1 tRNA gene is annotated in these 207 nt (G+C 47.3%); it reads left to right on the plus strand.

Going from position 1 to position 207, the window contains the following annotated elements:
* Positions 1-135: 135 nt before the first annotated feature.
* Positions 136-207, plus strand: a tRNA-Phe gene (locus tag Q1B03_RS22125).

Genomic DNA, 207 nt, shown 5'->3' on the forward strand with positions numbered 1-207 from the left:
CGGTAGTTCAGTTGGTTAGAATGCCTGCCTGTCACGCAGGAGGTCGCGGGTTCGAGTCCCGTCCGGACCGCCATTTTTCATTTGCTTAGTAACATTGAAGTTGATCACTTGAAAATTTAATCTTCTATATAATATGGCTCAGTAGCTCAGTTGGTAGAGCAATGGACTGAAAATCCATGTGTCGGCGGTTCGATTCCGTCCTGAGCC

Origin of the sequence: uncultured Rossellomorea sp. (assembly GCF_947488365.1) — a bacterium.
Taxonomy (GTDB): Bacteria; Bacillota; Bacilli; order Bacillales; family Bacillaceae_B; genus Rossellomorea.